32 protein-coding genes are annotated in these 26,165 nt (G+C 57.1%); 5 read left to right on the top strand and 27 right to left on the bottom strand.

The window, feature by feature from the left end:
* Positions 1-44: 44 nt before the first annotated feature.
* Genes AC0N03_RS02400 through AC0N03_RS02345 form a run of 12 tightly spaced genes read right to left on the bottom strand, consistent with a single transcriptional unit; the run spans position 45 to position 10,341 of the window.
* Positions 45-1,484: a DUF2793 domain-containing protein gene (locus tag AC0N03_RS02400; RefSeq protein ID WP_474286842.1), complete on the bottom strand. Its 1,440-nt coding sequence runs from the start codon at positions 1,482-1,484 to the stop codon at positions 45-47.
* A gap of 18 nt (positions 1,485-1,502) precedes the next feature.
* On the bottom strand, positions 1,503-5,369 hold the full coding sequence (locus tag AC0N03_RS02395) for a baseplate multidomain protein megatron (RefSeq protein WP_474286840.1): 3,867 nt from the start codon (positions 5,367-5,369) through the stop codon (positions 1,503-1,505).
* A 12-nt stretch (positions 5,370-5,381) separates the two neighbouring features.
* The gene (locus tag AC0N03_RS02390) at positions 5,382-5,837 is read right to left on the bottom strand and encodes an NlpC/P60 family protein (RefSeq protein WP_474286839.1); all 456 of its coding nucleotides are present in this window, start codon (positions 5,835-5,837) and stop codon (positions 5,382-5,384) included.
* Positions 5,838-5,845: 8 nt separating this feature from the next.
* Positions 5,846-6,736 carry a DUF2163 domain-containing protein gene (locus AC0N03_RS02385; RefSeq protein WP_474286838.1) on the bottom strand — a complete coding sequence of 297 codons (891 nt, stop codon included), beginning with the start codon at positions 6,734-6,736 and terminating at the stop codon, positions 5,846-5,848.
* Positions 6,737-6,745: 9 nt separating this feature from the next.
* Entirely contained in the window at positions 6,746-7,381 is a 636-nt protein-coding gene (locus AC0N03_RS02380; protein ID WP_474286837.1) for a phage distal tail protein, Rcc01695 family, read from the bottom strand.
* Positions 7,382-7,390: 9 nt separating this feature from the next.
* Positions 7,391-7,996: a phage tail tape measure protein gene (locus AC0N03_RS02375; protein WP_474286835.1), complete on the bottom strand. Its 606-nt coding sequence runs from the start codon at positions 7,994-7,996 to the stop codon at positions 7,391-7,393.
* The gene (locus AC0N03_RS02370) at positions 7,993-8,214 is read right to left on the bottom strand and encodes a rcc01693 family protein (protein ID WP_474287212.1); all 222 of its coding nucleotides are present in this window, start codon (positions 8,212-8,214) and stop codon (positions 7,993-7,995) included. Before AC0N03_RS02370 ends, AC0N03_RS02375 begins: the two co-directional genes overlap by 4 nt.
* Before the next feature lie 20 nt (positions 8,215-8,234).
* Positions 8,235-8,591, bottom strand: coding sequence for a gene transfer agent family protein (locus AC0N03_RS02365; RefSeq protein WP_474286834.1), 357 nt, complete (start codon positions 8,589-8,591; stop codon positions 8,235-8,237).
* Entirely contained in the window at positions 8,588-9,010 is a 423-nt protein-coding gene (locus tag AC0N03_RS02360; protein WP_474286833.1) for a phage major tail protein, TP901-1 family, read from the bottom strand. Before AC0N03_RS02360 ends, AC0N03_RS02365 begins: the two co-directional genes overlap by 4 nt.
* Before the next feature lie 13 nt (positions 9,011-9,023).
* Complete coding sequence (locus tag AC0N03_RS02355; RefSeq protein WP_474286832.1) at positions 9,024-9,434, bottom strand: DUF3168 domain-containing protein; 411 nt, start codon at positions 9,432-9,434, stop codon at positions 9,024-9,026.
* The gene (locus AC0N03_RS02350; RefSeq protein ID WP_474286831.1) at positions 9,431-9,760 is read right to left on the bottom strand and encodes a phage head closure protein; all 330 of its coding nucleotides are present in this window, start codon (positions 9,758-9,760) and stop codon (positions 9,431-9,433) included. Before AC0N03_RS02350 ends, AC0N03_RS02355 begins: the two co-directional genes overlap by 4 nt.
* Positions 9,757-10,341 (bottom strand): head-tail connector protein, encoded by a 585-nt coding sequence (locus AC0N03_RS02345; protein ID WP_474286829.1) that lies wholly within the window; start codon positions 10,339-10,341, stop codon positions 9,757-9,759. The genes AC0N03_RS02350 and AC0N03_RS02345 overlap by 4 nt, the downstream gene beginning before the upstream one ends.
* A gap of 20 nt (positions 10,342-10,361) precedes the next feature.
* Here AC0N03_RS02345 and AC0N03_RS02340 point away from each other — a divergent pair, with 20 nt between their 5' ends.
* On the top strand, positions 10,362-11,078 hold the full coding sequence (locus tag AC0N03_RS02340; RefSeq protein ID WP_474286828.1) for a S1 family peptidase: 717 nt from the start codon (positions 10,362-10,364) through the stop codon (positions 11,076-11,078).
* Between the two features lie 93 nt (positions 11,079-11,171).
* Here the strand turns inward: AC0N03_RS02340 and AC0N03_RS02335 are convergent, their stop codons facing one another.
* The 3 genes from AC0N03_RS02335 to AC0N03_RS02325 form a co-directional block, all read right to left on the bottom strand.
* Positions 11,172-12,401: a phage major capsid protein gene (locus AC0N03_RS02335; protein WP_474286827.1), complete on the bottom strand. Its 1,230-nt coding sequence runs from the start codon at positions 12,399-12,401 to the stop codon at positions 11,172-11,174.
* A 770-nt stretch (positions 12,402-13,171) separates the two neighbouring features.
* A complete protein-coding gene (locus AC0N03_RS02330) occupies positions 13,172-13,666 on the bottom strand; it encodes a hypothetical protein (RefSeq protein ID WP_474286826.1) in 495 nt (164 codons plus the stop codon).
* Positions 13,667-13,687: 21 nt separating this feature from the next.
* Entirely contained in the window at positions 13,688-13,996 is a 309-nt protein-coding gene (locus AC0N03_RS02325; RefSeq protein ID WP_474286825.1) for a hypothetical protein, read from the bottom strand.
* On the opposite strand from AC0N03_RS02325, the gene AC0N03_RS02320 reads away from it, so the two are divergent.
* A complete protein-coding gene (locus AC0N03_RS02320; RefSeq protein ID WP_474286824.1) occupies positions 13,995-14,597 on the top strand; it encodes a hypothetical protein in 603 nt (200 codons plus the stop codon). The genes AC0N03_RS02325 and AC0N03_RS02320 overlap by 2 nt on opposite strands.
* Here the strand turns inward: AC0N03_RS02320 and AC0N03_RS02315 are convergent.
* From AC0N03_RS02315 to AC0N03_RS02260, 12 genes are all read right to left on the bottom strand, one after another.
* Positions 14,579-15,157, bottom strand: a complete 579-nt coding sequence (locus AC0N03_RS02315; RefSeq protein WP_474286823.1) for a CHAP domain-containing protein — start codon at positions 15,155-15,157, stop codon at positions 14,579-14,581. The genes AC0N03_RS02320 and AC0N03_RS02315 overlap by 19 nt on opposite strands.
* A gap of 188 nt (positions 15,158-15,345) precedes the next feature.
* Positions 15,346-15,633 carry a tetratricopeptide repeat protein gene (locus AC0N03_RS02310; RefSeq protein WP_474286822.1) on the bottom strand — a complete coding sequence of 96 codons (288 nt, stop codon included), beginning with the start codon at positions 15,631-15,633 and terminating at the stop codon, positions 15,346-15,348.
* Between the two features lie 368 nt (positions 15,634-16,001).
* On the bottom strand, positions 16,002-16,310 hold the full coding sequence (locus AC0N03_RS02305) for a hypothetical protein (protein WP_474286821.1): 309 nt from the start codon (positions 16,308-16,310) through the stop codon (positions 16,002-16,004).
* A 361-nt stretch (positions 16,311-16,671) separates the two neighbouring features.
* Positions 16,672-16,944 carry a hypothetical protein gene (locus tag AC0N03_RS02300; protein ID WP_474286819.1) on the bottom strand — a complete coding sequence of 91 codons (273 nt, stop codon included), beginning with the start codon at positions 16,942-16,944 and terminating at the stop codon, positions 16,672-16,674.
* A 635-nt stretch (positions 16,945-17,579) separates the two neighbouring features.
* On the bottom strand, positions 17,580-17,912 hold the full coding sequence (locus AC0N03_RS02295; protein WP_474286817.1) for a DUF6968 family protein: 333 nt from the start codon (positions 17,910-17,912) through the stop codon (positions 17,580-17,582).
* A gap of 7 nt (positions 17,913-17,919) precedes the next feature.
* Entirely contained in the window at positions 17,920-18,846 is a 927-nt protein-coding gene (locus tag AC0N03_RS02290; protein ID WP_474286815.1) for an HK97 family phage prohead protease, read from the bottom strand.
* A 63-nt stretch (positions 18,847-18,909) separates the two neighbouring features.
* Positions 18,910-19,062 carry a hypothetical protein gene (locus AC0N03_RS02285; RefSeq protein WP_474286814.1) on the bottom strand — a complete coding sequence of 51 codons (153 nt, stop codon included), beginning with the start codon at positions 19,060-19,062 and terminating at the stop codon, positions 18,910-18,912.
* On the bottom strand, positions 19,059-19,247 hold the full coding sequence (locus tag AC0N03_RS02280; RefSeq protein ID WP_474286813.1) for a hypothetical protein: 189 nt from the start codon (positions 19,245-19,247) through the stop codon (positions 19,059-19,061). Before AC0N03_RS02280 ends, AC0N03_RS02285 begins: the two co-directional genes overlap by 4 nt.
* On the bottom strand, positions 19,244-20,449 hold the full coding sequence (locus tag AC0N03_RS02275) for a phage portal protein (RefSeq protein ID WP_474286812.1): 1,206 nt from the start codon (positions 20,447-20,449) through the stop codon (positions 19,244-19,246). Before AC0N03_RS02275 ends, AC0N03_RS02280 begins: the two co-directional genes overlap by 4 nt.
* Positions 20,450-20,484: 35 nt before the next feature.
* Entirely contained in the window at positions 20,485-21,762 is a 1,278-nt protein-coding gene (locus tag AC0N03_RS02270; protein ID WP_474287211.1) for a DNA-packaging protein, read from the bottom strand.
* Positions 21,740-22,297 carry a hypothetical protein gene (locus AC0N03_RS02265; RefSeq protein ID WP_474286809.1) on the bottom strand — a complete coding sequence of 186 codons (558 nt, stop codon included), beginning with the start codon at positions 22,295-22,297 and terminating at the stop codon, positions 21,740-21,742. The genes AC0N03_RS02270 and AC0N03_RS02265 overlap by 23 nt, the downstream gene beginning before the upstream one ends.
* A gap of 136 nt (positions 22,298-22,433) precedes the next feature.
* Positions 22,434-22,781, bottom strand: a complete 348-nt coding sequence (locus tag AC0N03_RS02260; RefSeq protein WP_474286808.1) for a hypothetical protein — start codon at positions 22,779-22,781, stop codon at positions 22,434-22,436.
* A 331-nt stretch (positions 22,782-23,112) separates the two neighbouring features.
* On the opposite strand from AC0N03_RS02260, the gene AC0N03_RS02255 reads away from it, so the two are divergent.
* The 3 genes from AC0N03_RS02255 to AC0N03_RS02245 are packed head-to-tail and all read left to right on the top strand — an operon-like array spanning position 23,113 to position 26,017.
* Complete coding sequence (locus AC0N03_RS02255) at positions 23,113-24,972, top strand: PAS domain-containing sensor histidine kinase (RefSeq protein WP_474286807.1); 1,860 nt, start codon at positions 23,113-23,115, stop codon at positions 24,970-24,972.
* On the top strand, positions 24,969-25,667 hold the full coding sequence (locus AC0N03_RS02250) for a peptidoglycan-binding domain-containing protein (RefSeq protein ID WP_474286806.1): 699 nt from the start codon (positions 24,969-24,971) through the stop codon (positions 25,665-25,667). The genes AC0N03_RS02255 and AC0N03_RS02250 overlap by 4 nt, the downstream gene beginning before the upstream one ends.
* On the top strand, positions 25,664-26,017 hold the full coding sequence (locus AC0N03_RS02245) for a DUF1491 family protein (protein ID WP_474286805.1): 354 nt from the start codon (positions 25,664-25,666) through the stop codon (positions 26,015-26,017). Before AC0N03_RS02250 ends, AC0N03_RS02245 begins: the two co-directional genes overlap by 4 nt.
* Positions 26,018-26,165 lie beyond the last annotated feature (148 nt).

Here is a 26,165-nt window from a genome sequence, read left to right as displayed (position 1 = left end):
TGATCGTTGACATATTGCGGCTTCGTATATGTGTTTTCCATGGATCAGAGCTCCGCGTTGAAGGCAATGGCGCCGGCCTCGAGAATGCCGATATGCTGCGTGCCGGAGGCTGCAGCCGTGCTAAGGTCAAACCGTCCGCCTGATGTGTTAAGCCTTGTTCCCGTTCCGCTTATTGCCGAAACGACGCGCTGGGCTACGGTGACCTCCAAAGCCGAGCCAGTATTGACTGACCCGTTCAGGAGCACGATGGTCGGCGCGGCGCGCATCGTCACCGGGAAAGTGACAGCAAAAGTCGCTGTTGTCGTCGATAAGCCCCAGCCTCCCGGGAGAGCCGACGACAGCCAGTAATATCTTTGGCAAAGCATGGTCTCGGTCGTCACCGGACGGGATTCGAACAAAGTCGGCGTATTGGCGGGCTCGAATTGCGGCGTGGCCAGGGTCCCGGTGCCGAATTCGATTGTCGAATTCACTGCGCTGGCGAGCGTGGCCTTCACCGTGCCGCTCGCACCATAAGAACCAGAGTTGACGCGTCCCTGAGCCGTGCCGGTCCAGGACAGGACATAGGTGCAACTACTGAGATTGGCGCCTTCGATCACCTGTTGCAGCGAGCCAGCTGTGATGGTGAGCGTGGTGATATTTCCGCTGGTGGCGAACGTATAGGTACAGCCCGAAGCGCCCGCCTTCCAGCGGTCATGGCCGTAGGCTCCCGCCGCCAGCGACACAGTGCCGGTGACGGCGCGCTGGTTGACGGTAAAAGTGGCGTTGATCAACTTGTTGCGGAGATAGGACAGGCCAGAGCCACTTGATGGATATGAAATGCCCAGCGGAAAGCTGACAATTCCGGTCGCCGGATCGATATTGATCGCTTCCTGCCAGATTGCACCATCGGCCGAAACCTTGACGTGAAAATGATCGTCGCCGGTGAGGCCCGTTTCGGCCCGGCCCGACCAGTTGGTCTGGTAGAGCTGCGAGACGGTATTGCCGGACGTCGATTTATTGAGCGTGAAGCGCAGATCGCCTGTGCCGCTTTCCGCTGGGCTCTTTGCGGCAAAAAGCGCCGAATTGAGCTTTGCTGACAGCAGGTTTACGGCGTCGGCCGCAGTACCGATGCCCAGATGACTCAGATTATCGAGCGCGCCAAGCAAGGCCCCGAGGCTCTGCCAGCTGCTGCCGTTGTGAATCAGAATCGTCGATTCCGCTTCGACATAAGCCAGCCAGCCTGCCCGAGGTTGAAAAAACACCCAGACACCATCGATATAGGCGGCAATCTGTCCGTCATAACCAGCGAACGTGCCGGTTGCACCCTTGCCTATCAAGTATCGCGCATTGGCCGCGGGATTGCCCGGAGGATCCATCTGGTCGCGAGAAATCACCGACAGATGGACGATGATATCGAGATTTTGGAGCGCAGAATTATGCGTAACATGCTTTTGCGATTGTGCTGCATCAAGCAGCGGCAATCCGAGGCGAGCGGTTGAAGTCATGATCCATTCCTTGAATAATCAGGCCACACTAACTTTGACCGCCAGCGGGAAGCCCCTGCCAACGGAAGCGCTGACCTGATACAGGTCGATACTGAAGGCGCTTTGCATGGTTCCAAAATCCGCAATCTCACTGGCTGCGGCATAAAAAATCTGCGGTTGACCAGATGTGAGCGTGCGAACAATTTTTGCGTTGTTATAGATATCCATCTCGTAGACTTCGCTTTCCTCCCCAAGCGGAATGTCAACCGCCTCCCAGCCATCTGCATCGAGACGTCCGCGCCGCAAGAAGGTAAACGAGACACCGTTTGCGGAGCGCCTGGCTAAAAGCTGAACCGGCGAATATGGCATCAGCGCTTTGCCGGTCACACATGTTGTCAGATCGATGAAGCTCGGATCGGCATAATTCAGTCGTGCCGGTCCGATTTTATACGTGGATGTAACCCCCAGTGAACCTATGCCCTCGGCCAGAGTCACGATTGCGCTGTCCAGCATAACGAAGGGCGCACCGGCAGGCACTGTTCGCGCCGCCAGAAATTCCTCGCCGCCGAGGCCGCGCAGAAGCCGTGAAAGCCGGTAAGTGCTGTCTGCAATCAGTTCGGCATTGGCGAACTGGATAATTTCCCATTCGCCTTCGTCGTCCCCGATCGCGGCGAGATTCTGTCCTGCAAATACTTCGGCATCGCTGCAAGACGACAGGGTGCCGTTGACGATCACAACATCGAAAATACTGGCGCAATCCCATCGTCCCACGACGCCGGCCGGCACCACGCTCAGAGTGGTTCCGACCTGAGCGGCCCGTTCGATCGTGCCCGCCAATGTATAACTGTCAGAGCCGATCGCTTTGTAAACCGCTATGCTGCCGGGCCAGGGGTCGGCAAATACGGCAAGTCGCTGCATCACCAGGGCATTCGAGGGCGTTTGCGCCAAATCCAAAACGTGCACACGCGGGGGGCCAGGAAATCTCGGCCGTATCCGGGCTGCGGGTATTGCCGCAGTCACGACGCGCTCATAAATGGTCGGTTCGACAGAAGTGGCCGTGATTTCCCGTGCAAGCCCCTCGGTGATCCGAGAAATACGAAAGGGCTTTGTCGCGGCGCCGACTGGCAAGTAAACCAGATCGCCGATTTCAATATCCATCCGCTGCGGGCCGATTGAAAAACTCGCCGTTTCGCGCCCCGCCCAGATTTCGTGCAATTGGATGTCAGCCAGAGACTGCGCCGTGCAGGCTGGCATGATCACGGCGCTCTGGCTCACTTGCTTGCGCCGGGAATAGCCCTCCACGCGCCTTGAAGACACGGTTGCCGCCTGAAATTCATCCTCGGAATTGCTGAACGCGATGACAATCTCATGTGGCAGTTCGGTCTCCTGCGCCCGGGTAATCTGAACCAGATTGCCATCACGCGCCGGCACGAGGTCGTCCGTAGACAACACGGTGGCCTTCCCCGATGTGCGGCCCGAAAAGCCGATCGTGCCGGCGCTGATGCGTCCATCCACGCCGAAGAGTTCGCACAAGGGCTGTAACGCGCCACGCAGGGACATAACATTGTCAAGCACATAACCATCTACAAACCCGTCCACAGCCGGAGAATGATCCGGCAGAAAGGCCGCATCGATAGCGCCGCTTTCCGACATGATTTGCGCGATGAGATGATCAAGCGGCGCACCTTCGATGCGGCCGGTGATCCAATGCCCTTTGTACCAGTTCTCGGCATCGGCCCAGACCGCCGAAAATTGCGGAAAAGCCGGATAGGGACGCGCGTCCCAACACCAGATATGAATATAGGCCGGGTCCACCATCATGCCCGGATACAGCGTTGAAACGGGATTCCAGTCAGGATCAAATCCGGCACTCCGCGGGTCAAACCGAACATGGCAGGCTTCCAGCACCCGTGTCTGGATCAGATCATCGCGTCCGCCGCGGGAAAAATACGGCGTGGCGGACTCGGATGATCTTGCGTCAACAAATACATTCGGCTGATTGGATCCCCTGTCGATCGCTGGACAGCCGAATTCCGTCAGCCAGATCGGCTTGCTTTGCGCAATCCAGGGCGTCGGCACTGAAAGCTCTGCGCCGCCAACCCGCTCGATATGCGGATTAAGCCACCAACTTTTTATATCCTTGGCGCGATATATCCACGGCTTACCAAAGGCACCATCGGTGATGCGCGAGCGGATCTGGTCCCGCCGGTCTGCGTCCGAGGCATAAAAAAAGTCAAAATCCTCGCCCGCGCCAAAGCGCGACACGAGATAGTCACGGTCATAAATCGACGAAGCCAGCGCCGCATCGGCATGCTGCGTGCCATCACGCCAATCCGAGAGCGGCCAGTAGGCATCTATGCCGACAAAGTCGATATCGGCGCTTGCCCAAAGCGGGTCGAGCGGAAACCGCACCTCAGCGCCATTGTTCAGCACATGAGCGCCATATTCGCTCCAGTCGGCTGCATAGCCGATTTTGCATCCGGAACCCACGATGGCGCGCACATCGCGTGCCAGTGCCTGCAACGCCGAAACAGCCGGATAAACACCAGCGCCTGAGCGCACGCGCGTCAATCCGCGCAGTTCCGAGCCGATCAGCATGGCCTCGACGCCGCCCGCCGAAATGGCCAGCGCTGCATAATGCAGGATCAGACGCCGGAACGACCATTCCGATGCCGTTGGATATGCAGTCCCAAAAAAGGCGGCGATTTGAGACGCCGCCGCCGGAGTTCCATCGGGCGAACCGGCAAGCCCCGGCGCGGGATGGCACGTGATACGGCCCCGCCAGGGATATACCGGCTGACGCGGATCTCCGGTCCACGGATCGCTCAATTTATTGTCCGCCGCGATATCCATCATCACGAAAGGGTAAAGCGTCACTTTAAGGCCGCGCGAATGAAGATCCCTGATCGCCGCCACGATCGTATCGTCGGACGGCGTGCCACCGAAGGCCGGAGTGCCATTAACCTGCGAAACCACACGCGCGTCGGCGCGCATCAGACCGGCAACCGACCAATTGGCACCAATGACGGAAAGAGAGGCTGCCTCGACGCGGGGCGCGATGGAGCAGGAATCGGCGCGCAGATCATCGCCGAACCAGCTGACCACAAGCCCGATATTCTCGATATTCGGACAAAGCGCCTGCAAGGCGTCGATGGAAGCGGTCCAATCCGCATTCGCGGCAAACTGATGCCGGTTGACGCGCTGGGAGACTCCCACATTCGATTGCGATGTGACATGCGCCTGCGAATAGACAAATTCACCGGCGCCGGGGATGAGATTGACCGCGCGGATCATGTGCGCAAGGCCTTGCACCGGGCGCACCACCTCGAAACTGATTTGCGGAAGTCGGTTGCCGAAATCCGCCAACGGCATCAGTTCAAAAACCACATAGGCAAGACCTCGATAGGCCGGAGCCGATTCAATGCCTTCCTTGGCAATAATCAGCGGATCCGCTGCCTGTGTCTGCGATCCGGTATGAACACGCATGGTGAGCGTTGTCAGGTCAATCTCCTTGCCATCCGCCCATACGCGCCGGACATAGGCGATCTCCCCTTCGCAAATGCCCACGGCGAAATTGGCGTAGTAATTATAACTGGTCGTGGTCGGACCACCTTTGCCGCCTCTTGATCGGGTGGTTGTTTCCAGAAACCGGGTAGCCCAGATCAGTTGCCCGCCAAGGCGCGCCTTACCGTAAAGTCTTGGAACGGGAGCGCCCTCGTTCGAAGACAGCGAGGGCATGCTGTTGAGACGCGGCCCATAAATTTTTTTATGAAAAATGCCGCCGAGCAGTGCCTGATCAAGCATAGATCCAGCAGCCTTGCCCAGCATCTCCCCAAGCATGCCGCCGGTGACCCCCAGAGGCCCGCCAATCGCCGCGCCTGCGGCTGCCAAAACCAATGTGGCCATAGACTGATTTCCTCATGTATCAGCAGGAAGAATACGCTCGAGCGGAAAGGTGAAGACATTTGCAAGATGTCGCTTCCACCAGGCGCTCAGCGGCACTTCGGCGACGCAGGCGCCGTCATGAGCGTGGATCATCATGTCCGGCGAGGTCGCGATAGCGGCATGTTTGGCAGGCAGATCCGGGCGCCAGCGAAACAGAAGCACGTCGCCCGGCCGGATAGAATTTAACGGCATTGCAGAAAAATACCGGAAGCCGGCCGCAGCCAGACGCTCCTCCCGCGTTGCTTCGGCCCAGTCCGCCGTGTAAGACTGAACGCGCTCAGGTTCGGTGCCGATGCAGCCCCGCCAGACGCCGCGCACCAGACCAAGGCAATCGCAGCCCACGCCTTGCAGCGAGGCCTGATGCTGATAGGGCGTGCCAAGCCAGCGGCGCGCTTCGGCAACAAGCCGCTCTCTTGCATATTCGCTCATGAAATCACCTATTTGTTCATGCTGCCGCCATCGAGATCCGTGTTGCCTGCCGTCGCATAGGAAAAGACAAGATCATTGCCGGGCATATGCGGAAAGCCGCGAAAATTGACCGCATTTTTGAAGCAATCCCGGCAGGTTCCGAAGCTTTTGTCGCATCCGGCAACTGCGATAAAACTGTCACCTGTGGCCATGCGTGCGGCCAGTGGCGACCATAATTCCAGCCGGTGCAGCCCGCCGTCCAGCCAGTTGGCCTTGATCATGGCGGACGTGCCTTCATTCGCACCGGATGTGAATGTAATTCGGCCATTGGCGAACCAGCCATCGGCATATCCCGCTAAAGCTGCCGTGAGCAGTGTCGCGCCGTCAGTTGCCGTGATGACGTCAGTGGCCGAATAGGCGGCGCTTCCCGCATCTATCCCGCATTTTTCATCGCCAAAATCAGCCGAACAGGTCTTTTGGAAAAGCCGTCCGGTTTCCTGATCGAACAGATGCGCCAGACCCCGCATTTCCGCCTGAAATGCATATTCGCCGTGTCTGACCTCGCCGATCGTGCCGATTTCCAGCAATATTGTCTGGTTCGTCTGCGCCCAGTTGACCAGCCAGACCTCAATGGTGGCATTGTCATATCGTCCATTGACAAGATCGGTATCCGACAGGCTTTCGGCGTCGAATGCGCCGGCCAATTCCATACCACCCACCGAAAAGCCGAGCGAACTGTCGGCTTTGCTGCCGTCAAGGCCTGTGCGCGCCGCGTAAGTCACGCCGCCGAGCACAATGTCCTGATCGTGATCCGTGAAACCCAGAATGACGCCATCCTGCCGGATGATTTTCCAGCAATGACAGAGTGTCGTCGCCCCGCTGGCAAAATGGGCGGCAATCGCCGTATCAAGATTGCGCATGATCTCACCTCAGGGAATAATCTCGATGATCGGGATTTTGGGAATTTGGCCCGATTGAAAGCTGGCATAATCAAAATCCAGAAAATCGGTGCCAAAGCGCGCAGGAACATCGAAGACGAACCCGGCTGTCACCTTCACCCCGGCTGCAGGCGGAACAGCAAAGCTGATTTGACCGCTCGTCAAATCGACGCTGAAATCGGAGCCGGGTTGTCTTTCGACGCCGTCCAGTGCGACACGGACGGAGCCGCTGACCGGTTTGGCGATCTGGCGGACATAGGGATTGAAACTCTGGCCATATGTCTTGCAAAGCTGAAAGGCCGATTGTCTGCCGTCGCCCGTGCCAATCGTCTGATCGCCCGGCGCAGGCGCCTTGTCCGGCTGGCAGGATTTGCAGTCCAGACGGTCTCGCCAGCGAAAGCCATATAGCTGGCCGCGCCTTTCCTCAAAAAAATGCAACACCTCACTCAGGGCCGCGAAGGTTTTGACGCCATAGCCGGCTTCATATTTGCGGCGCGAATGGGCCCAGCGCGCATTTCGTATTTCTCTGCTGGAACCCAGCAGAACCACATCGGTGCGCCGCTCCGGCCCGCCGGACGATTGCAGAGCAATGTCCAGCGGAAAGCATATTTCGTGAAAAGCTGACATGCCGCCCTCCTAAAGGCTGCGCTGGCCGCGGCTCACCGCGCGCGCCAGACTGGCTGTCCATTGCTGGTCGGATCGACGAAAGCTTTCGGCATCGGGCGTCGAAATATTGACCACCACGCGCGTGCCCGCTGGCTGCCCGGACATGGCAAGGCCCAGCGCGCCGTCAGGGCCGCGCGCCAGCGGCATGATCGCCTCGGCGCCGCGCTCGCCCATTACACCCAGCCCGCCGCCGGAACCGAAGAACGTCGGCGCGGCGACAATCCCGCCATCGGCAAATGGCGTGACATTGGCCAGGTTGGCGTTCATCGAGAAGCCCGCGAGACCATTGCCCGAAAACAGTCCCTTCAATCCTTGCGAAAGCTCCTGCGACACACTTTTGGCGACGGGGGTCAACGTCAGCGAGGCCATTTTCGCTGCAATGCCGGTCAGCACCTGCTCGAAACTCTTTGAGCTGCTGGTCGCACCGGTGAAGGCGGTCGTCAGCGATTTTGCCACGGATTGCGCCGTCAGATCCAGCGCGCTCAACGTTGTGGTCATCTGGGCGATATCGCCGGAAGCGGACGTGCCGGTGATTGCGGAAAAGGACGTCGTGGGCGCCTTGTAATGCGGGGTCATGCAAGCTCCTTTATGTCCGGAAACGCCGCAATGAGACCATCAAGTTCAGTGCGGGAAATCATTTGTCCGCCGCGCCCGAAAATGCCCGAATGGGCCGCCTTCAGTTCGCGCGGGGTCATGCGCCAGAAATCGCCCGGTGAGAGCCGCAGAACGCCAAGTCCGAATGCCAGCGCGTCATCCCAGGGAAATGGTGGAAGTTGCGATGGTCCGGCGACGATGGAAGAGCCCGCCGGGCTCTTCAGGCGCTCTGCGGCGCAAAAGGGTTTGTGGGCGTCTCCGAGGGCACAGAAATGCCGAACGTCGCGACCAGAAGTTCCGTGACAATGCGAACATATCCGGGCACTCCGTCCGGAGCCGGGAGATGCGCCGCTTCGGCGTCGCTTATTTGCGCACCGCCGCCACGCAGACCCGCGCCGATAATCCGGACAAGATCGCGCGCCGACAGACGCGCCGTCTCGAAGCGCTGAACCAGAGCAACGAGATCCTCCGAGCCAAAAGCCTGCTCCAACTCGGCCAGCGCGCCAAGAGTAAGGCACAGCGTAAACTGCCTTCCGCCAAGTTCAGCTGTTATTTCTCCGCGCCGCGGATTACTCATGATGCGCCCCCTGCCGCCAGAAATGTCAGAGCACCGGCCGACTCGAGAGTTATCTCAAACGTAACCTCGGCATTGTAATCCCCGCGATAATCCAGCGCTGAAATCTGATATGGCCCCTGGATGATGCCAAATCCGGGAACAACGATCTGCCAGTTCAGCACTGTTCCGTCGAAAAAACTCTTCCGGATCAGCGCATCGGAGGCCTGATCCTTGAACAGGCCGCCGCCTGTGAGGCTCGAGCGGCGCACGCCGCCACCGGTCAGCAGTTCGCGCCATTGCCCGACCGAATCCGCATCGGTGGTGTCAATGGTCTGCGCATTGAGCGCAAGACGCCTCGTCCGGATTCCGGCTACTGTCACAAAATTGCCGCTGCCGTCATCCAGCTTCAGCAGCATATCTTTACCTCGTTGCGCACTCATCGGGCTCTCCTTTTTAAGCATCGGATTCCGTCACCGCGCGAAAGCGCAGCGACGTGCAAAGCCATCGTCCGGAATCTTCGAATCTGGACTCGATCTGCGTCAGATGCATCGTGATCAGACTGTGTCCCGGCAAAGCGAGCCGGGCATCCTGCAAAAGACCAGCTATCCGGTCGGCCATGCCGAGCGCGCTGCGCTGGCTGAGCTGCCGCGACCAAATATTGAGACTGAGCGTCTGCTCAACTCCGACTTCCGTCGATGTCGACCAATCTCGGGCCTGCACATCGCCAAAGGTCACGAAGGGCGAGGCTGCCGTGCGCGGGACATCCTCATAGACATGCGGGCCGCCCAGCAGAGAAAGCAGCGCCGTGTCAGCGCGCAGCAATGCCAGTATGGCAGCACGCAGAGCAATGATCGGGCCGGTCATGCCTTGATCTCCCAGCACTCGCAGATAAGAACCCTGCCCGTTTCATCGGGATCGCGGGCGCTGAAAATCTCAAATATCCTGCTGCCCAGCACAAACCGCATCTCGCCGGTGACATCTGCGCGCCAGACGACGACAATATTATGCGTGATCTGCTGCTCGGCTTGTTGCGCCCGCCAGAAGCGATTGGCCGAAAGCGGTTGGATGGCCGCCCAGACATTGGCCAGAGCAACATAATTTCGTTGCGGGTTGCCGTTTTCGTCCGCCACATCCTGCGGGGCCTGAAGCTGCAGAACGTGCCGCAGATCGCCAATTTTTGTCTGTTTCATGCCATGACCCTCAGACGGCGGTAGGGAGCCAGCAGAGCCAAAGCCTGTTGCGGAACCGGCTGAACCTCGTCTCCGCGGTTGAAATAGAATTGCGCGAGCAGCAGTTTCATCGCCTGTCGCAAGGGCTCCGGCACATCCGCTCCGGCAACGCCAAATCCAAGCGTGATATCCATTTCAATGCCTTGCATGAGCCGCAACGGCGCCGGTGGCGCGGATAAGAATTTCAGCTGCGGCTGCATCCGGTTGTTATCGAGCCGCCAGCTTGCCGGGTCGACATTTGTTGCGACATCATGTGCGTCGAGCAGCCGGATAGCATCCACACTGATGACGGGCGCAAGCGGCAAACGCACTGCGCCGCCCTGCGTCAACTTCCCCGCTCGGCAAGGCCAGCAGTCTGCCACGAGCCTCCAGTGCTGCGCTGTCAAGATCAGGCGCGTTTCCTGTTCAACCCGCAGACGCGCCGCTGTGATGAGCGAGCTGAGGATGGCGTCGTCGGCCTGCGTGTCCAGTTTGAGCCATGCCCGGGCATCATCAAGAGAGAGTGGCTCCACGGATGGACCGGTGATAAGAACAGGAGTCATTCAACACCTCATGGTTTAAAATGCGAAAAAAACTTCTCTGCCTGAGCGCGGCTGTTCTGTTTGCCACAAGGGCTTCGGCCATGGTTGGGCCGGCGACGCCTGCCCCCGAACTCTCATCCCACCTAGTGATGGTGCTGGCCCGGAGCGCGCATGAAGCCGGTTTTTGCACTGGCACCGTGCTCACGCCCACCAAAATTCTGACAGCAGCCCATTGCGTCTCTGCGCCCGAAGATATGCGCGTGCACTTTCGCGACACCGACAACAGGCCTGTGCTCGTCGAGGTGGCGCGTGTGGCAGTTCATCCCGATTTTCACAAGGAGGCCCCGGTCGTGCGCGAGCGCTCTGTCGATCTCGCGCTTGTCACGCTCCGGCAGTCCCTGCCCGATTCGTTCAAGCCCACGCCGATTTCCGATGACGGAAATTTTAACCTGAATGACAAGCTTACGCTCGCAGGGTTTGGCGTGACGCATGAGGGCAAGGCTGCAAGCTCAGGACAATTACTTAAGGGCGAGGTTGTGCTTGGCCAGCCGTTGTCTAAGCTTCTCCTGTGGATGCGGAGCCCGGCCGGCATCGGCGCCTGCACGGGCGATTCCGGCGGGCCTGTCTTTGCGCGCGGGGCGCTCGTCGGGGTCATTTCATGGACAGAAGGCGCAAAAGGTCATCATTGCGGCGCGCTCACCCAGGCGATCCGGATCGATGCCCAGATGAAATGGATCGAAGATGAGGTGGCGCGCTGAAACCGCACGGATTTATTGAACCGCTCGCACACGATCAACCTCCGCCCGGCTTATGCCGCCGAGCGGAAGCCTTGAGAATAGCCGCGCGGTCGCTTACGCCGTGCCGAATTTCAGCAGCTTGATCGCGTCATAATCCTGCACGCCGCCGCCCACGCGCTTGGTGGTGTAAAACAGCACATATGGCTTGGACGAGAACGGATCACGCAGCACGCGGATGCCCATGCGATCGACGATGAGATAGCCGCGCTTGAAATCGCCAAACATGATCGGCGTCGCATCCGCGGCAATATCCGGCATGTTCTCGTCCTCTGAAACCGGAAAATTCATCAGAGTCGAGGCCGCGCCCAGACTAACCGGCGGCTGCCAGAGATATTCGCCATCGGCATCCTTAAGCTTGCGCACCTGCGCCAGAGTGTTGCGGTTCATCACGAATGCGGCATTCTGCCGGTAACCCGCCTTGAGCGCATAGATAAAATCAAACAGGATATCGGCAGCATTGGCCGAGGCAAAAGCGCCCGCCGCGCCGGTTGCGACATAGCCAAGTTTACCCCAGACCCAGGCGCTGTTGGCCACATTCGCGCTGGACAGAATGCCCGTGGGCTTGTTGACGCCATTACCGTTGATGAAGGCGGCGCTTTCCTGCTCTGCAAAGACGGTTGTCACCTCTTGCGCAATCCATTGCTCGACATCGACAATCGAGTCATCGAGAAGGCGCTGCGTCGCAGCCGGCGTGGCAAAAAGCTCATGCGCGGGAAAGATCAGCTGCGCAAGCTGCTGCGTGGTTGAGGAGATGCGCGCATCCGTTTCCGCTGCCCAGCCCGCCACCGGGCCGGAAACGGAGAAAGCCTTGTTCAGCTGGCTCGATGAAATGCTCTGTACAGAGGCGAGCGAGCGGATGGCCGACGCATTGGACATGCGGAAAAGAATGTCCTTCTCCACTTCGGCGGGCACCAGATAGCCCCCATCCGCGCCCGCGCCCTCCGACAGGCTCTTGGCCTCGAGCGCGGCAAGGCGGGTGGCATCGCCCGATGCCATATAGGCCCGGAAGGCCGCCTTGCTCTCGCGCATGTCGGGATCGGCATTACCGGTTTCACCGAAGCGCGGACGCGCCTTGTCGAGCGTCAGGCGATCAAGGCGGCTCTTGGCCTCATTGAGCACGGCATCAAGACGAGCCAGTTTGTCCTGAGTGACAGCATCAACGCTTTTGCGCTGTTCCAGCTGGTTAAGACGGTCGTCATTCGTTTCACGATACACTGCAAAGGCGTGGTTGAATTCAGCGAAAGCCTGCACCGGGTCGGCGCTCTTGAGTTCCAGATTATGCATGAACAGATCCTTGCAAAGCCAGAGGCGTGCATCTTTGCCGCGCTGGCATAAGGCCGTCAGATTTCAGCTCCGCGCCGGACGGCCACGACGCGATAGGAATTATTGACCGCTCTCAGCGGCAGTGTGTTCGGAAGCACGAAGCATCAGGTCGGGAAATATCGACAATCCCGCTCGTCCAACGGCCAAAACCCCGGACAATTTCAGCTCCTGCTGGCCCAAAATTGGGGAGTACTTCAGCTCATTACCGCTACGTCACCTTTTTGCGGCGTATAATCGGGCCGCGGATAGGTTGCATTAAAACCATTGGTGCCTGGCTCATCCACAATGGACGTAAAGCCGACTTTCTCCAGCTGCAGGCCATAATCGCGCGCCCAAGGTGCATTAGCCACTTCACGGATAGGCGGCGGTGTCAGCGGAATACCAGCATTATTTAAAGCCGCGCGGACATATTTCGCACAGTCTACCTTTTTCTAATCATTTTTTGCGGGGCGATTGTATGATTTATGGTTAAGACTGTTAATTTACCAAGTCTTTTATAATATTGTATAAGCCGTTAATATCCCTTGATGGGGTTTCATCTCCTATAAAAGTACAATATTCGACATGATCTGAATAAAAATCAACCTCGATACGCATTCCTATTGATTAAAAATATACCATAATAGCATCATCTATCTGTTGTTCTATTTTATATTGAATTTTATGACTCGCAAGTAATTTAAGGAAATTCAATAGTTCTTCAAATGGTTGATATTGCATGATCGACCCCTTTATTTCCGAAAGCGATCTTGACTGAGCAGTTTCTTGCATTTTACCGCTGCTGCATCGCCTTGACCAGCAGAGGCCAGCATATCCGCTATAGATACATCGAGCATTTCGCCTGGAATTTCACGTCGAATTTTTCCCAAACACTTGGTAGAGACAAATTGGTCAACAGATTTGGACAGATCGGTCTCGTCAAACCCGCCAGCAAGCTGGATATTTTGACTAGAACCGGCACCAACTGTGCCCATAGACTGTGTCGGCAATATGCCTGCATCCGACATTGAGCCCGTATCATTCAGCGCAAGCTGAATCGGCTTGGCTTGTGGCTTGGCGACAGGTGCCTGCCCCGACACATCCGCAGCCCCGGCCCCACCGCCGCTCGACCAGCGGCCATGATCATCGCGCGGTTGATCGGACGAATATTTAAAACTATTGGCCAGCGCAAAGCGCTTCAGCGCCAATTCAACAGCAATACCCGCCTGTTTATGCCACAACTGCAAAAAGACGTGTTTCTAAATCGATCATGAAACGCTCCATTGCAGAGATGACACGAGCTTAGAAAAACACGGTATCCGGGCAAATGAGCAGATCGCGCTATCGGGCAATGAGCCCGTATCATTCAAAGCGATCTTGACTGTCTTTATTATGGATTTAATCTTGGAGCGGCGAAAGGTAACTTTCCTGTCAAAGCCAGCAGCATCCCAACCACCCCCTTCGCCAGTCTGATGCTGGCTGCAACTGCGGCGCGAAACAATGCACCGGCGAAGCGCATTGACAATTTCTGCGCCAAATTCAAAAAATTGATACGAAATTTCCGCAGGATCAATCATGACACGCCACACGCTCATCACCGTGCTCTGGATGTTGGCCTTCTCTCTCGCAACAACCCCCATCCATGCGGCGGACGGCATATCCGACTTATTGAATTACTGGAATAAAAAAGGATTTCACCCCGCCCAAACTGACGCAGAAATATTTCTGGAAAATCTCATTAAAAATGAAGACCTTTTCCTTTATAAAGGCGTTGATTGGATAAACACACACAATTCCACGAACGCCACATTTTTCAATGAAAATATTGATCCGCTCACCTATCTCACTGCAAACATGATCAGCAGCCTCAAGTCCACGCCAATACGCCCAAAAACCAAAAGCTGCCCTAATCACTATGATGAACCCGAATGCGGGTTTATAGACCGCCCAATTCCTTGTACAAGCTATGATTATACCAATTTTTATAAAGTAATACAGCAGCGTGGCTCCGAAATCACCATCGCCAATATGGATCTTGCCCTTTACCGCATGATCAAAACACCAAAAGGCTGGCGGCTGGATGGGTTCAAATGTCTCCCCGCCCAACCTTATGATATTTATCCCTTCAGCGGCATATCTTTCAATATGCCGCCTAAATATCACGGAGACATACGATAAATTTTATAAGATGGGCGATCTTTTCCATAAATACTCCCCGGATACATTCCATATAGCGGATTTTGAACATAATCCGACACCCATAGGCTACCATTATAGATAGCAATATGTCCTGCAGGGGTCCGGCTCGTACGTGCTGGATTCATTACCGCGACATCGCCTTTTTGCGGCGTATAATCGGGCGGCGGATAGGTTGCATTAAAACCATCGGTGCCTGGCTCATCAACAATGGGCGTAAAACCGACTTTCTCCAGCTGCGGGCCATAATCCCGCGCCCAAGGCGCATTCGCCGCGTCACGAATAGGCGGTGGTGTCAGCGGAATGCCAGCATCGTTCAAAGCTGCGCGGACATATTTCGCACATTGACCAGATGACTTACCATTTTTATTTGCATGAGTAGTTGCAAAATCTGCCGCAGCCCCCGCCCCACCGCCGCTCGTCCAGCGGCCATGATCATCACGCGGCTGGTCGGGCGAATGTTTAAAGGCATTGGCCAACGCAAGGCGCTTCGCCTGCAAGCTGAATATCTTGTATGCTTTTTGCGCTGTCGTTGAGCGCAAACTGTATCGTCCCGTCCTGGGCGATGCCTGTTGCGCTCGTCAGGGTCAGGTCTATACCCGCCCCCGCCCTGTCCTCGAGCGCACAAGAGCCGGGGCTCTATCCAGTCCGCCGACAAGATCGCCCAGTGGTACAGCGCGTCGCGCGATAGAAAATCTGGTATTTGACTTTTAATTCAGATAGTGAGGCTTTAATCCTTTATCAAATGATCGATGGATAGCGAAGATAAACGTGCCCTTGCTGCAACATATTTTTCGATCTGCGGATTTTCTTCCACAGCTCTACCATACCAATATTTTGCCGAGACTGGATCATCCAGCCGTTCATAGCAATCACCGATACGCATTCCAAGATATCCAGCATCAAGAGATGGATCGCCGTCGGCCATGAATAAATAAATGGCGAGAGCATTTTTTGGTTGCGAAATTGAAATGTAATATTTTGCTTTTCGCTCAAGTGTGTTAAAATCGTGTTTCATATATTTTCCTTTATTTCAGGAGAATATGAATATTGTCACCATTATATTCAAGATTAATATGAGGCGATTGACCATTCAGGTATTGACCTGGCTTTAAGTCAAACCTTAAGATCATTCCGTTAGGAAATATGAATTAGGTTGCTCCTTTGGGTGTGACAACCAATTTTGGCACGCCACCTCCTAAATCTTCAAGAGACGAAGCCACATCCGAAACTGCAAAAAACCCTGCCCCATCTCCCTGGCGCAGCACGCCATCGTTCACCAGTGTCCCGTCCGGCGCGATGCCTGTTGCTCCCGTCGGGGTCAGGTCTATACCCGCCCCCGCCCCGCCGCTCGTCCAGCGGTCATGATCATCACGCGGTTATAATCTAACAGGCGTTATTATCCGACCTTAATTGTTTGATCCGGTCAGACGCAATTTTAAAGCGTTCCACACAGGGGTTGTTGGCCAATGCGAGATCCAGATAGAAATCGGCAAGCTCGTAATCTTTCAAACCTTCATAACAAAGACCATATTCATAAGCATATTCACCAGCTTCATATGTGGTGTCATTGCCATTTAACACATCAAGACATTCTATTGCCTTATGATATTGACCATTTTCGCGAAGAAAAATAATAACGTTGTTCAAAAGCGTTATAAGCTTTCCAACATACTTCTCTGTATCCATTTGCATATGAAATCTCTTTTAGCATGACATGAATACGACCGGGCTCCAGATTTATATGAGGCCCAAGTCCGTGTCCGTTCAAATCAAATCGAATGATTTTTGAACGATCTGCCGAAAAAAACTGAATGGAACCACTTGGAGAGTTTTGTTGAAAAGCTCCGGGGCCCAGCCACTCAAGTATAGAATCTGCAAGTGCAGAGGTATCGGCAAGTTGAAAGCTCGTTTGATTTTGGTCGCCCCCTCGAATACGCCCATATATCTAATAAGCCTCTTAAATTCTGATTATAGTTCGGAGCCGTCCCGCCAACTCCGCCCCCGCTCGTCCAGCGGCCCAGCACATCGCGGTGATTATTACTTGAGTTATATTTTAGGGAATAACGTCGTCCACAACATCCGGCCAAGGCTGGCCATTATTGGTTCCTGGATAGTCATCAATCTCAAGCGAAATACCGCTCTTAGCCAGAATGTCCTGCAAATGAGGGGACACGTTAGCCACTCTGTCGCCGGAATAATTATCCCAAAAACAAAAACAGCGCATGGTTGGGTCCATCCGCTTCAGAAGGGCGGGCAGATCGGTCCGTGGCAGGCCAAATTTGGCGACAAGACAAGCGATATAGGGATCAAGCTGATCGCTATCCACATGCGGCTTTGCGCTATAAAGCCATGCTCCGGGACGTTAGGGAGTGCCGGTTCGCTCTTATAATTCAGCACAGACTTACCATCTGTTATGAGGATCATTTTGTTTATAATTTTTTGATGTAAATATTGATGTTTAAATAATATTATTTTTTTAAAAATTTTTTTCTATCTGAACTTTAAATTCATGTTATAATTTCGATAACTTACCAACAAATTCATCGCTAATAAAACAAGATATAATACCGATAGATTTTTTAAATTCTAAGTATTCAGACTCACTACAATTTTTTTCAAATCTGGGACGATACGATTAATTATAGCGCCAGCCTTGATCGAATTCAGCAAAAACTCCCAAGCAAAATCTTTATTCATATTAAATATCCTTATGCCCTGGTTCAGATTTTGACTACGCATTAGATAAACAGCTAGTGCGACAAACGTGAAAACGAAAAAATCTCATATCTTCTGACAGAATATGATTAGGCTTTTCAAGTATATTATAACATTTTTCCATGCATTCATTAAATTTTTCAATATTTATCTACCCCGCGCCGTCCTGCGCGGCCAGATCAACATTCGCCCCATCGCCCGGCGCCAGGACGCCATCCTTCACCAGCGTACAGGCAGAACTCAAATTTAAAAAAACATAGCATCCTCGCCAACAAGTAGATCACGGGCGTTAGAGGGAACAGGAAAACCATAGCCCCCCTTCATGCCATCACAAAATAGTTGGCCTGCGGCATGATACGGACTTGTGTAAAGCGATATTCCAATAAATTGCAAAGCAATTTCAATAGCCTGAACAGAATCTATTCCTGACACGGTCATGCTCTTCACGCGAGTTGGCCACCCAATTTCGTATCGACATGTATATGCATTATCAGCACGAACAGGTGCAAAAATACGAACAGGAACATCAATATTCTTTCCGTTCGATGTTATCGTAAGATTTCTTTGCGCGATAACCATAGCGATCTCAATAGCTTAAAGGTGGTATTGGTTGTTGATTTAAACACGCAGAATATCGTTGCGCTGCTTGCGCATAGCATGCTCTTGAACCAATCATGCTACAATGAAATGTATCCTTTGCATATTGCTCCTCACATTGTCGCTCAAGAGCGGCAGATGCGGGCACAAGTTCAACCCCCGCGCCATCGCCCGGCGCCAGCACACCGTTATCTGCAGGCGTTCCATCCGGAGCGAGGCCCATGGCCTGCCCTGAGCCGCCCCTCGTCCAGCAGCCATGATCATCGCGCGGCTGGTTGGGAGAATATTTTCGTCCAAGCAGTGTCAGCGTTCCGCGTTGGATTGCCCGTGTGAGGCGCGCCTGCGCACTAGCGGGAGATTGGGCGGCAATCTGCGCCGCGCCCCACGCAATCTCCGCGGACAGACGGGCATCGGCGCCGCACACCTGCTGCTTCACCGCCGAGACACGTGCTCCGGGCAGCATAGGGAAGGTGACGATTGAGATTTCCCACAGATCGATCTTTTTCAGCCGGCGCACGCCGGTGGCCGCATCCCTGACCGCCTGTTCGGCGCGAAAGCCGATCGAGAGGCCATCCACCGCCCCCTCTTTCATCAGAGCATAAACTTCTCGGGCTTTCGCCACCGCAAGATTAAGCTGTCCGCGCACCTTCAGGCCTTTGGCGTCTTCCACAACCGACAGCCAGCTGCCAATCGGCTGGGCAGCCTCATGCTGCCACAGGAGCTTGATGCCCTGCGCGCCGCGCGCCGTAAGACTCTCCCTGAACGCGCCGGGCAGCACCATGTCGCGGCCAAGATCCACCACATTGAACAGACTGGCATAACCCTCGAAACTGCCCGCGGCGGTGAGCGCCATAATCTGCGCCGAGGCACGCTTTGTCTCGAATTGCGGCGCGAAACTGCAGTGTGAAACGCCCATCGGCATCCCCCATAAAAAAGCCCGCACGAAGCGGGCAGATGGCAATGTGACGAAGGGCGGACTTTATCCCGGCGATGCGCCGCGCGGCGAGGAGCGGCTTTTTCCCAGCTTCTCCAGCGTGCGGATGAATGTGCGGATCACCTTGCCGGCATCGGCGCGCTGCGGCGCGCGGGCGATATGCTTGCGGCTCGCGGGTTTAAGACGTGCGATTTTCATTTGTCCTCTCCAAAACGATGGTTGAACCGCGCCAGTTCCATCACCAGTTCGTCAAAGCGGCGATTGGCGGCGGCAAGCTCCCTGAATACATAGCCGAGCAGGCCGGAGGCGCCGCTCGCCCACAAGAACAATGCGAGGTGAGCGAGATCGCCCCGCTCGATAATGCTTTGCGTGACCTCGTTCATGCCGGGGCCCTGCCAGCCATGTCCTTTGGCAGCGCGCCATATCCCGCCGCCTCGCGCTTTTCGTCCTTGGTGAGGAAACTGGCTCTGTCGAGCCGGCTCCATTCCGCCGCCCGGTCGGAGCTGAGCGCGTCAATGCGGTCAACATTGTAGTCAAGCCGCAACTCCGCCCCGTAGACGGGTGCGAGCCAGTGGGCAAAAGCCTGCTGCGTGCGGGCAATGAGCGGGATGACTGTCTGGCGCCAGAAGGCCTTGTTCGCTTCCTGATAATTGGCAAATGTATTGTCGCCCGGCAGGCCGAGCACGAGAGGCGGCACACCCAGCGCCAGCGCGATATCGCGCGCGGCGGCGGCTTTGGCCTGCATGAAGTCCATGTCCTTCGGGCTCATGGAAAGCTGTTTCCAGTCAAGCCCGCCCTCGAGTATCAGCGGCCGGCCGGCATTGCGCGCGCCCTCGTAGGATTCGGCGAGTTCGGCTTTGAGCCTGTCGAATTGTTCCTCGGAGAGTGCCGAGCCGTTCTGGCCATTATAGACCAGCGCGCCGGATGGGCGTGCCGCATTGTCGAGCAGAGCCTTGTTCCAGCAGCTGGCGGCGTTGTGCACATCCAGCGCGGTCTGCGCCGCAGCCAGCGGCGAGAGACCATAATAATCGTCGAGCGGATGAAACAGCCTGAGGTGCAATATCGGCGCAAAGGGCGCGGTAGCGTCAAACCGCACGCTGTTTGCGCCCACCGTATATTCATAGGCCTCGGGCCAGCCCTGCGGTCCCGGCACGACACGCATGCGGTCGGGGCGCAGCGCGTATATCTCGCGCGGCACGCCATCGACGCTCACCGCCTCGACATAGGCATTGCCGGAGACAAACAGATGTCCGAACAGCGTTTCGAGAAATACCGGGCCCGCCTCGCGCGGATTGGGCACCCGCAGCAGATCAAGCAGCGGATGGCTGAGCACCTCCCGGCGCCCCTCAAACATCAGCCAGGGCACGGAAGCGGCAGCTTCGGCCACCATGCGCACGGCGCGGTAGACAATGGCATTGCGCTCAAAGCCCTCGCGCGCCAGCGCGGCATAATTGCGGTCAGTCCATTTTGGACGGCCCAGTGAATACATGGAAAGCAACGGCCCAGTACGGGAAGTTTTGGTTTCGGGCAGCACTGGCGGCACAGACCGCCTGCCGCCAAAAAGACGTGAAAAATCAACTGGCATCGAGGCCTCATTTCTATCTCGTTGTTCACGGCACGTTACATCCGCCGCACCCTCGGCTGCGCCGCTTCCGGCCTCAGGGCAAGATCGGTGATCGCCCAGACCAGCGCGTCCATCCGGTCCGGGCTCTTGCCGCCGATCAGTCCCTCGGGACCGAAGGCGCACATTTCATCTTCCAGTTCGGGAAACACGCCCACATGATGCACCCTGCCCTGCTCATAAAGCTGGGCCACGGGCGCGGCGCGCAGATATTTGCCGCGCGAGGCGCGCACCGGCGTCACCGGCACATTGGCATCCACCTCGTTCAGAATGGCGCTGACCATCTCGCCGCCCTGATTGACCTCCGCGATCAGAGCATCGGCGGCAAGCTCATGATACAATGCCACGCAGACCTGCGCCCATTGCGCGGGCCGCGCGCTGGCCAGCGTCCGGTCGCTCAGCACATAGACATTCCGGTCGCGGCATATCCCCGCCGCCACTATGCCGCAGGCGTCGGCCCGGCGGTGCGAGGCGGCAACCGGATCGACCGCCACCACCACCCGCTGCAGGGGCGGCGCGGCGCGCACACGCGCCGTCTCGATCAGCGCGCGCGACCACAGCGCGCCATGCGGCTCCTCGATCAGGTCGCCGTCGAGTTCCTGCCGGCCAAGACGGGTTCCGGCATAAAGGCCGGAAATCGCATCCAGAAATTCCGGCGCCAGAAAGGCGGCATTTTCAGACGTCTTGGCCCGCGTAATTACGGTGAGCGGGTCCTGCATGAGCTTTTTCAGCAATGGCACGGCGCGCGGCGTTGTCGTCACCATCTGGCGCGGTGTGCCGATGCGCAGGCCGAACTGCAGCATATCCCATGTGGCCTCGGCATATTTCCATTTGGCGAGTTCGTCGCACCAGGCGGCCTCGAATTGCGGTCCGCGCAGGCTTTCTGGATCTTCGGCGGAAAAAGCCTGCGCGATCGCGCCATTCGGCCAGACAAGCCGGCGACGGGACGCCTGCCAGACAGGTCGCCCGCCGTTATATTGCAAACTGAGTAAGCCGGATATGCCGCAGACCATCACCTCGCGCACATCGGCGAATGTTTCGCCGATCAAAGCGATGCGGCCCACCGGCGCCGCAGTGAATCGCGGATGTCCCGCCGCCAGCGCCTTAACCCACTCGGCTCCGGCGCGCGTCTTGCCGGCGCCGCGTCCGCCAAGCATCAGCCAGACGCGCCAGCGCGCACCTTGCCCATGCGCGGGCGGCGGCAATTGGTCGTCACGCGCCCAGAATTCCCAGTCCTCGAGCAGTGTCGCCAGTTCAGTCCGGCTCAGTCCCGCCACTATCCGGTGGAGATCGCCGCGTTTCGCGCAGTCGATCAAGGCGCTGCGCCAGCTGCGCACGCAGTTCGTCGAGAGAGGCCGGGAAATCATGATTGCCTGTCTCCTCTGCGGGGGCCACATCTATCCGGCGCAATTCGCCAAGGCTGCGCACCAGACTGGCAATAGCCCGCGCCCGCTTTTCGGCTGCGGTTGCAGGCAGGACGGCGGACGGGTCCTGTGCGAGCATGACCTCGACCGCGTCGAGCTCCCTGCGCAGTTGCGCCTCAAGACGGGAGACAAGCGACAGAGACACTGAATTTTCGCCTGCGGCTTGATCGGGCATGGGCAGCCGCTGCTCCGCCTGCCGTTTGCGCCGGGCACGCGGCGATGGGCGCGGCGGCCATTGCCAGACCACGCGCGCCTTCTGGAACAAAGCCGGAGACAAGCCGAGGCCAAGCGCAATATCATGGACGGACACGGTGCTCGCTTCATAGAGCACGCGGGCGCGCTCGCGGACCGAATCCGGAATAGCCGTAAATTTCTGGGAACCCTTCACGCATCACCTCCGGCCAAACGGCTGTTCAACCGCGGGTCTGGCGGCGGCCATTTCTTGGCGCATGTGTGGAGAATGACGCAAACCTACCCGAGGAGCGCACGGCTGTCAAGGATAAATTTCCTATTTAGGAAAATTTTTACATTTTTGTAGCCGGCACGCGCCAGGCCGGCGCGAGATCTTCCGGCGTCAGAGTTCCCACATGCAGCGATCCGCCGGCCTTATGCGCTTTGGCGGCTTCATGCTTTGGTCCATTGATCCGCGCGGGCACAGCCGCCGCATCCGTCGCGGCAAGACCTGACAATACCGAGAGGCAGCTTTGCGGATTTGCGGCGCACATGGCCTGCAATGTCTGATTCGCCTGCTGTACCGCCTGATTCGCCTGCTGAGTCATATCCTGCGCTGAAAACTGAGGCAGGTTTTGCGTCTGCGGCAACGCATAAAATACAAGCGAGAGCCAGAATACCGAACGTAGAATGAAACGCATGGCCTGCTCCTTGTCTGCTTGATTGCCGGACACGATCAGAAGCTAGCAGATCATCCCCCAAGGCCGCTTTTATAATTTAAGTCAAATTTGCGCTCCGGCATTAAGACATAATTCACAAACAGAGCGTAGCGGCGGCCTCTATCTGGGTTTTGCCGGCATTTTTAAAGCATTTCTCAACCATAGCAGAATTTTCCTGGCGCGCACCGCGCAAAAGGCCAGCGCGCGCCAGAGTAAACCGGCCGCAGAAGCGCGGGCTTAGTGTTCGATTAAGATCAAGCCCTTATGCTGTGGATAGTTCAGTCACGGGATATCCTCCCCGGAGCGTTGCGTCTTGTTAAACTTTGCCCCCTTCATTGCCCAGATACGCGCCCTGACCCATAAAAGCGTCGCGGATCGTCCGGTCGAGCGTGCCCGGCATGAGGTGTTCTATCTGGCAAGGCTGCTTTGCTCCGCCTGCGCCGCAGCCGGTGCGCCGATTTTTCTGTTGTTTTTTGGCGTTCCGGGCCTGCCGGAGATTGCCGCCTTCATCTTCATGATGCTGCCGCTGCTCTCGGTTGTTGTTCTCTCGCGCACCGGAAATATGCTGGCCGCACAGCTCATCAACGCTTTCAGCATGACAGGTTTTGCGGCAACATTGGTGATCGGCGCTCACGCGCCGCTTGAGGCCGGGCTCGCATGGATGATTCTGGTACCCGTCGAGGCCGCCCTCATGCTGGAAGGCAATGTGCCCGCCATAACAGGCCTTGGCGTTGTCGTGGTCTCCGCCCTGCTTTATCTGAACATGGATTTTGGCTTGCTGCCGCGCCATGAAGCTCCGCCCTCGCTGCAACTGCTGTTTACACTGCCGGCCGTCGTCTATGGCATGTGGATCAGTATCGCGTCCGTACGTCTCAGCGAGATATCCCGCCGCACGCTGACCAGTCAGGCCGTTGATTATGCCGCACTTACGGATGCCATCGGCGATCTGATCGTAAGGATGGACCGGGGCGGATCGGTGCTGCGCGCCAGTCCGGAAGCCATGTCGCTTTTTAGCCTCGCCCCGCAGCAATTATCCGGACGCGGCCTGTTCGAACATGTTCATGTCGGCGATCGTCCGCTTTATCTCAAAACCATAAGCGACGCCGTCAATCTGCAGCAAACTGCATCCGGGGTCCTGCGTTTGCGCACCGGCAAGGTCGAAACCACAGCCGCCGGCGAGACACCTGTCTTTGTCTGGGTCGAGCTTCGCGCCCGCGCCGTCCCCGCTTCCTCGGCAGAAAACGGTGATTCCGCCGTGCCTGTCGAAATCGTCGCCGTGCTGCGCGATGTCAGCGATCGCATGGCGCGTGAAGCGGCGTTCGAAGCGGCGCAGCAGGCAAGCGAGCGCAACGCCATGTGGAAAGATCGCTTCCTGGCCAATGTCAGCCATGAACTGCGCACGCCGCTCAATGCGATTATCGGCTTCTCGGATATTCTGTCCAACGAGGAACTCGCGCCGCAAGATCCGCAAAAAGTTCGTGAATATGCGGCGATTGTGCGCGATTCGGGCCAGCATCTTCTCGAAGTGGTCAACACGATCCTCGATATGTCGAAAATAGAGGCAGGCACTTACGAGCTTGACGCAGAGCCCGTTTCCCTGCCGAAAATCATCGAGCAGGCCTGCGATATGGTGCGCCTCAAGGCGGCCGAGAGCGGCATAAAAATAGCCCGTACGTTCGATGCGCGCATCGACGAAATCAATGCCGATGAGCGCGCCATACGGCAGATCATGCTCAATATCGTATCGAACGCCGTTAAATTCACTCTGCCTCAGGGTTCGATCAGCATTGCGACGCGGTCGGAAGGCGAATATGCCGCAATCATTGTGTCGGATACCGGCATAGGCATCGACGCGCAAGACCTGTCCAATCTCGGCAAGCCGTTCTTTCAGGTCAACTCGGCCTACAACCGGAGCCATAACGGCACCGGGCTTGGCCTCTCGGTGGTGCGCGGCCTCGTGGGTCTCCACAGCGGACAAATTCAGATTGAGAGCGCCGTCGGTCAGGGCACGAAAGTTACCGTCCGCCTGCCTGTGCGGCGCCCCGCCGTTGCAACGACGGGACAACAGGCTAAAATCGAAGTTCTGTCGCTGCATCAGCCGGGTTCCAATACGCGCCCCTCATCGATGCCTTTTAACCTGAAAGCGACAAAACGCATGAAGGAGAGCGCATGAGCAGACGCGCCGCGAAGGGCCCGAAAGCGCTGGTGCAAGCCAATGCGATGCAGCAGCGCGCCCCCGGTTCCCGGCGGCGCGACAGTCATCCTCGCCTGAATTGGCTGATCCAGCGCATCAAGGCCGATCCGACAAGAGCGCTTGCCGCAAGCCTTCTGTCCACTGCGCTTCTCAGTGTGGCGATCAACGCACTTTTTCTGCAGACGATGAAGCATCCGGCGCCGCTCTTTTCTGCAACGAGTGCGCAAAGCGAATCGTCCAGCGAAGCTCCCCGGTCGCACGCCGTGCCCGTTCCATTGGCCCGCCCGGTATCGCTTGCAGCCGCGCCGGTTACGGATGCTTCGTCCTTACCCGTGCGCAGCCAATCCGCCCCGCCCGGAGAAATTGCGGCAAGCGCCGCGCCGCAGGCGTCCGCAGCGCCTTCGGAACCGGCGGCGGCCGACGCCATTGCACGCCTGATCAGTGCGACGAATGGTCGGGAATTCGCCAATCCACCGCCCAACAAGACTGTTCTTGCCGCACAGCATGCGCTCAACAAGCTCGGCTATACGGTTCGGCCCGATGGCGTCAATGGCGGCTCGACCCGGCAGGCCGTTGAAAAATTTGAACGCGACAACCGTCTGCCTGTCAAAGGCGACCTGACACCCAAAATCTTGCGGGCGCTTGCCATCGCGACCGGCACGCCGATCGAATGATGCGGCTGCGTTCGGACTTTTGGGTCTCGGCTTTTCTGCGGCGCTGCCAGACGGAGAGTGTCAACGCCGTTCTGCGAAAAAGAGGCGCTGCCGAAGCGGGCGCGATAGCCATCAAAATTGACCACCTCGACGGCAATGCCTCGCTTTATCTGCCAGCACCGCAGAGCGAAATCGCCGACGAAGGCGAAAGACGCTGGATGCGCGCCCATCGCGAGCCCGCATTGCCCTCCCCTGAAATCGAGACAAAAATCACCCGGCAACTCAACTTCGATCCGGATCTCTGGCTGATCGAAGTTGAGGATCGTCAAGGCCGTCACTTCCTCGATGTGGTTGAAATAGCTCGTATGTGAATGCACGCGAGACTGAGCCATGAAATGTCGCCTCAACTTGTCCCCGCTCCGTTAACCTCGTGTTAACCGAAGAGTGCCTCAATCTGTGGGCAGCCCGAAATCCGCGGCTGGCGTATCAGATGATTGTGGACCAGATGAGTAGCTTCAA

The organism is Methylocystis sp. sgz306128, assembly GCF_056032725.1.
This window is presented reverse-complemented; position numbering and strand designations above follow the sequence as displayed.

Excerpts from the sequence above, each read along its gene's own strand:
- AC0N03_RS02375 (WP_474286835.1), bottom strand. The coding sequence starts at position 7,996 with ATGACCCCGCATTACAAGGCGCCCACGACGTCCTTTTCCGCAATCACC.
- AC0N03_RS02305 (WP_474286821.1), bottom strand. The coding sequence starts at position 16,310 with ATGCAAATGGATACAGAGAAGTATGTTGGAAAGCTTATAACGCTTTTG.
- AC0N03_RS02390 (WP_474286839.1), bottom strand. The coding sequence starts at position 5,837 with ATGAGCGAATATGCAAGAGAGCGGCTTGTTGCCGAAGCGCGCCGCTGG.
- AC0N03_RS02245 (WP_474286805.1), top strand. The coding sequence starts at position 25,664 with ATGATGCGGCTGCGTTCGGACTTTTGGGTCTCGGCTTTTCTGCGGCGC.
- AC0N03_RS02335 (WP_474286827.1), bottom strand. The coding sequence starts at position 12,401 with ATGCATAATCTGGAACTCAAGAGCGCCGACCCGGTGCAGGCTTTCGCT.
- AC0N03_RS02355 (WP_474286832.1), bottom strand. The coding sequence starts at position 9,434 with ATGACCGGCCCGATCATTGCTCTGCGTGCTGCCATACTGGCATTGCTG.
- AC0N03_RS02380 (WP_474286837.1), bottom strand. The coding sequence starts at position 7,381 with ATGTCAGCTTTTCACGAAATATGCTTTCCGCTGGACATTGCTCTGCAA.
- AC0N03_RS02285 (WP_474286814.1), bottom strand. The coding sequence starts at position 19,062 with ATGAAAATCGCACGTCTTAAACCCGCGAGCCGCAAGCATATCGCCCGC.
- AC0N03_RS02275 (WP_474286812.1), bottom strand. The coding sequence starts at position 20,449 with ATGCCAGTTGATTTTTCACGTCTTTTTGGCGGCAGGCGGTCTGTGCCG.
- AC0N03_RS02280 (WP_474286813.1), bottom strand. The coding sequence starts at position 19,247 with ATGAACGAGGTCACGCAAAGCATTATCGAGCGGGGCGATCTCGCTCAC.
- AC0N03_RS02360 (WP_474286833.1), bottom strand. The coding sequence starts at position 9,010 with ATGAGTGCGCAACGAGGTAAAGATATGCTGCTGAAGCTGGATGACGGC.
- AC0N03_RS02400 (WP_474286842.1), bottom strand. The coding sequence starts at position 1,484 with ATGACTTCAACCGCTCGCCTCGGATTGCCGCTGCTTGATGCAGCACAA.
- AC0N03_RS02250 (WP_474286806.1), top strand. The coding sequence starts at position 24,969 with ATGAGCAGACGCGCCGCGAAGGGCCCGAAAGCGCTGGTGCAAGCCAAT.
- AC0N03_RS02295 (WP_474286817.1), bottom strand. The coding sequence starts at position 17,912 with ATGGTTATCGCGCAAAGAAATCTTACGATAACATCGAACGGAAAGAAT.
- AC0N03_RS02290 (WP_474286815.1), bottom strand. The coding sequence starts at position 18,846 with ATGGGCGTTTCACACTGCAGTTTCGCGCCGCAATTCGAGACAAAGCGT.
- AC0N03_RS02350 (WP_474286831.1), bottom strand. The coding sequence starts at position 9,760 with ATGAAACAGACAAAAATTGGCGATCTGCGGCACGTTCTGCAGCTTCAG.
- AC0N03_RS02340 (WP_474286828.1), top strand. The coding sequence starts at position 10,362 with ATGCGAAAAAAACTTCTCTGCCTGAGCGCGGCTGTTCTGTTTGCCACA.
- AC0N03_RS02395 (WP_474286840.1), bottom strand. The coding sequence starts at position 5,369 with ATGGCCACATTGGTTTTGGCAGCCGCAGGCGCGGCGATTGGCGGGCCT.
- AC0N03_RS02320 (WP_474286824.1), top strand. The coding sequence starts at position 13,995 with ATGACACGCCACACGCTCATCACCGTGCTCTGGATGTTGGCCTTCTCT.
- AC0N03_RS02385 (WP_474286838.1), bottom strand. The coding sequence starts at position 6,736 with ATGCGCAATCTTGATACGGCGATTGCCGCCCATTTTGCCAGCGGGGCG.
- AC0N03_RS02310 (WP_474286822.1), bottom strand. The coding sequence starts at position 15,633 with ATGAAACACGATTTTAACACACTTGAGCGAAAAGCAAAATATTACATT.
- AC0N03_RS02365 (WP_474286834.1), bottom strand. The coding sequence starts at position 8,591 with ATGAGTAATCCGCGGCGCGGAGAAATAACAGCTGAACTTGGCGGAAGG.
- AC0N03_RS02260 (WP_474286808.1), bottom strand. The coding sequence starts at position 22,781 with ATGCGTTTCATTCTACGTTCGGTATTCTGGCTCTCGCTTGTATTTTAT.
- AC0N03_RS02345 (WP_474286829.1), bottom strand. The coding sequence starts at position 10,341 with ATGACTCCTGTTCTTATCACCGGTCCATCCGTGGAGCCACTCTCTCTT.
- AC0N03_RS02325 (WP_474286825.1), bottom strand. The coding sequence starts at position 13,996 with ATGATTGATCCTGCGGAAATTTCGTATCAATTTTTTGAATTTGGCGCA.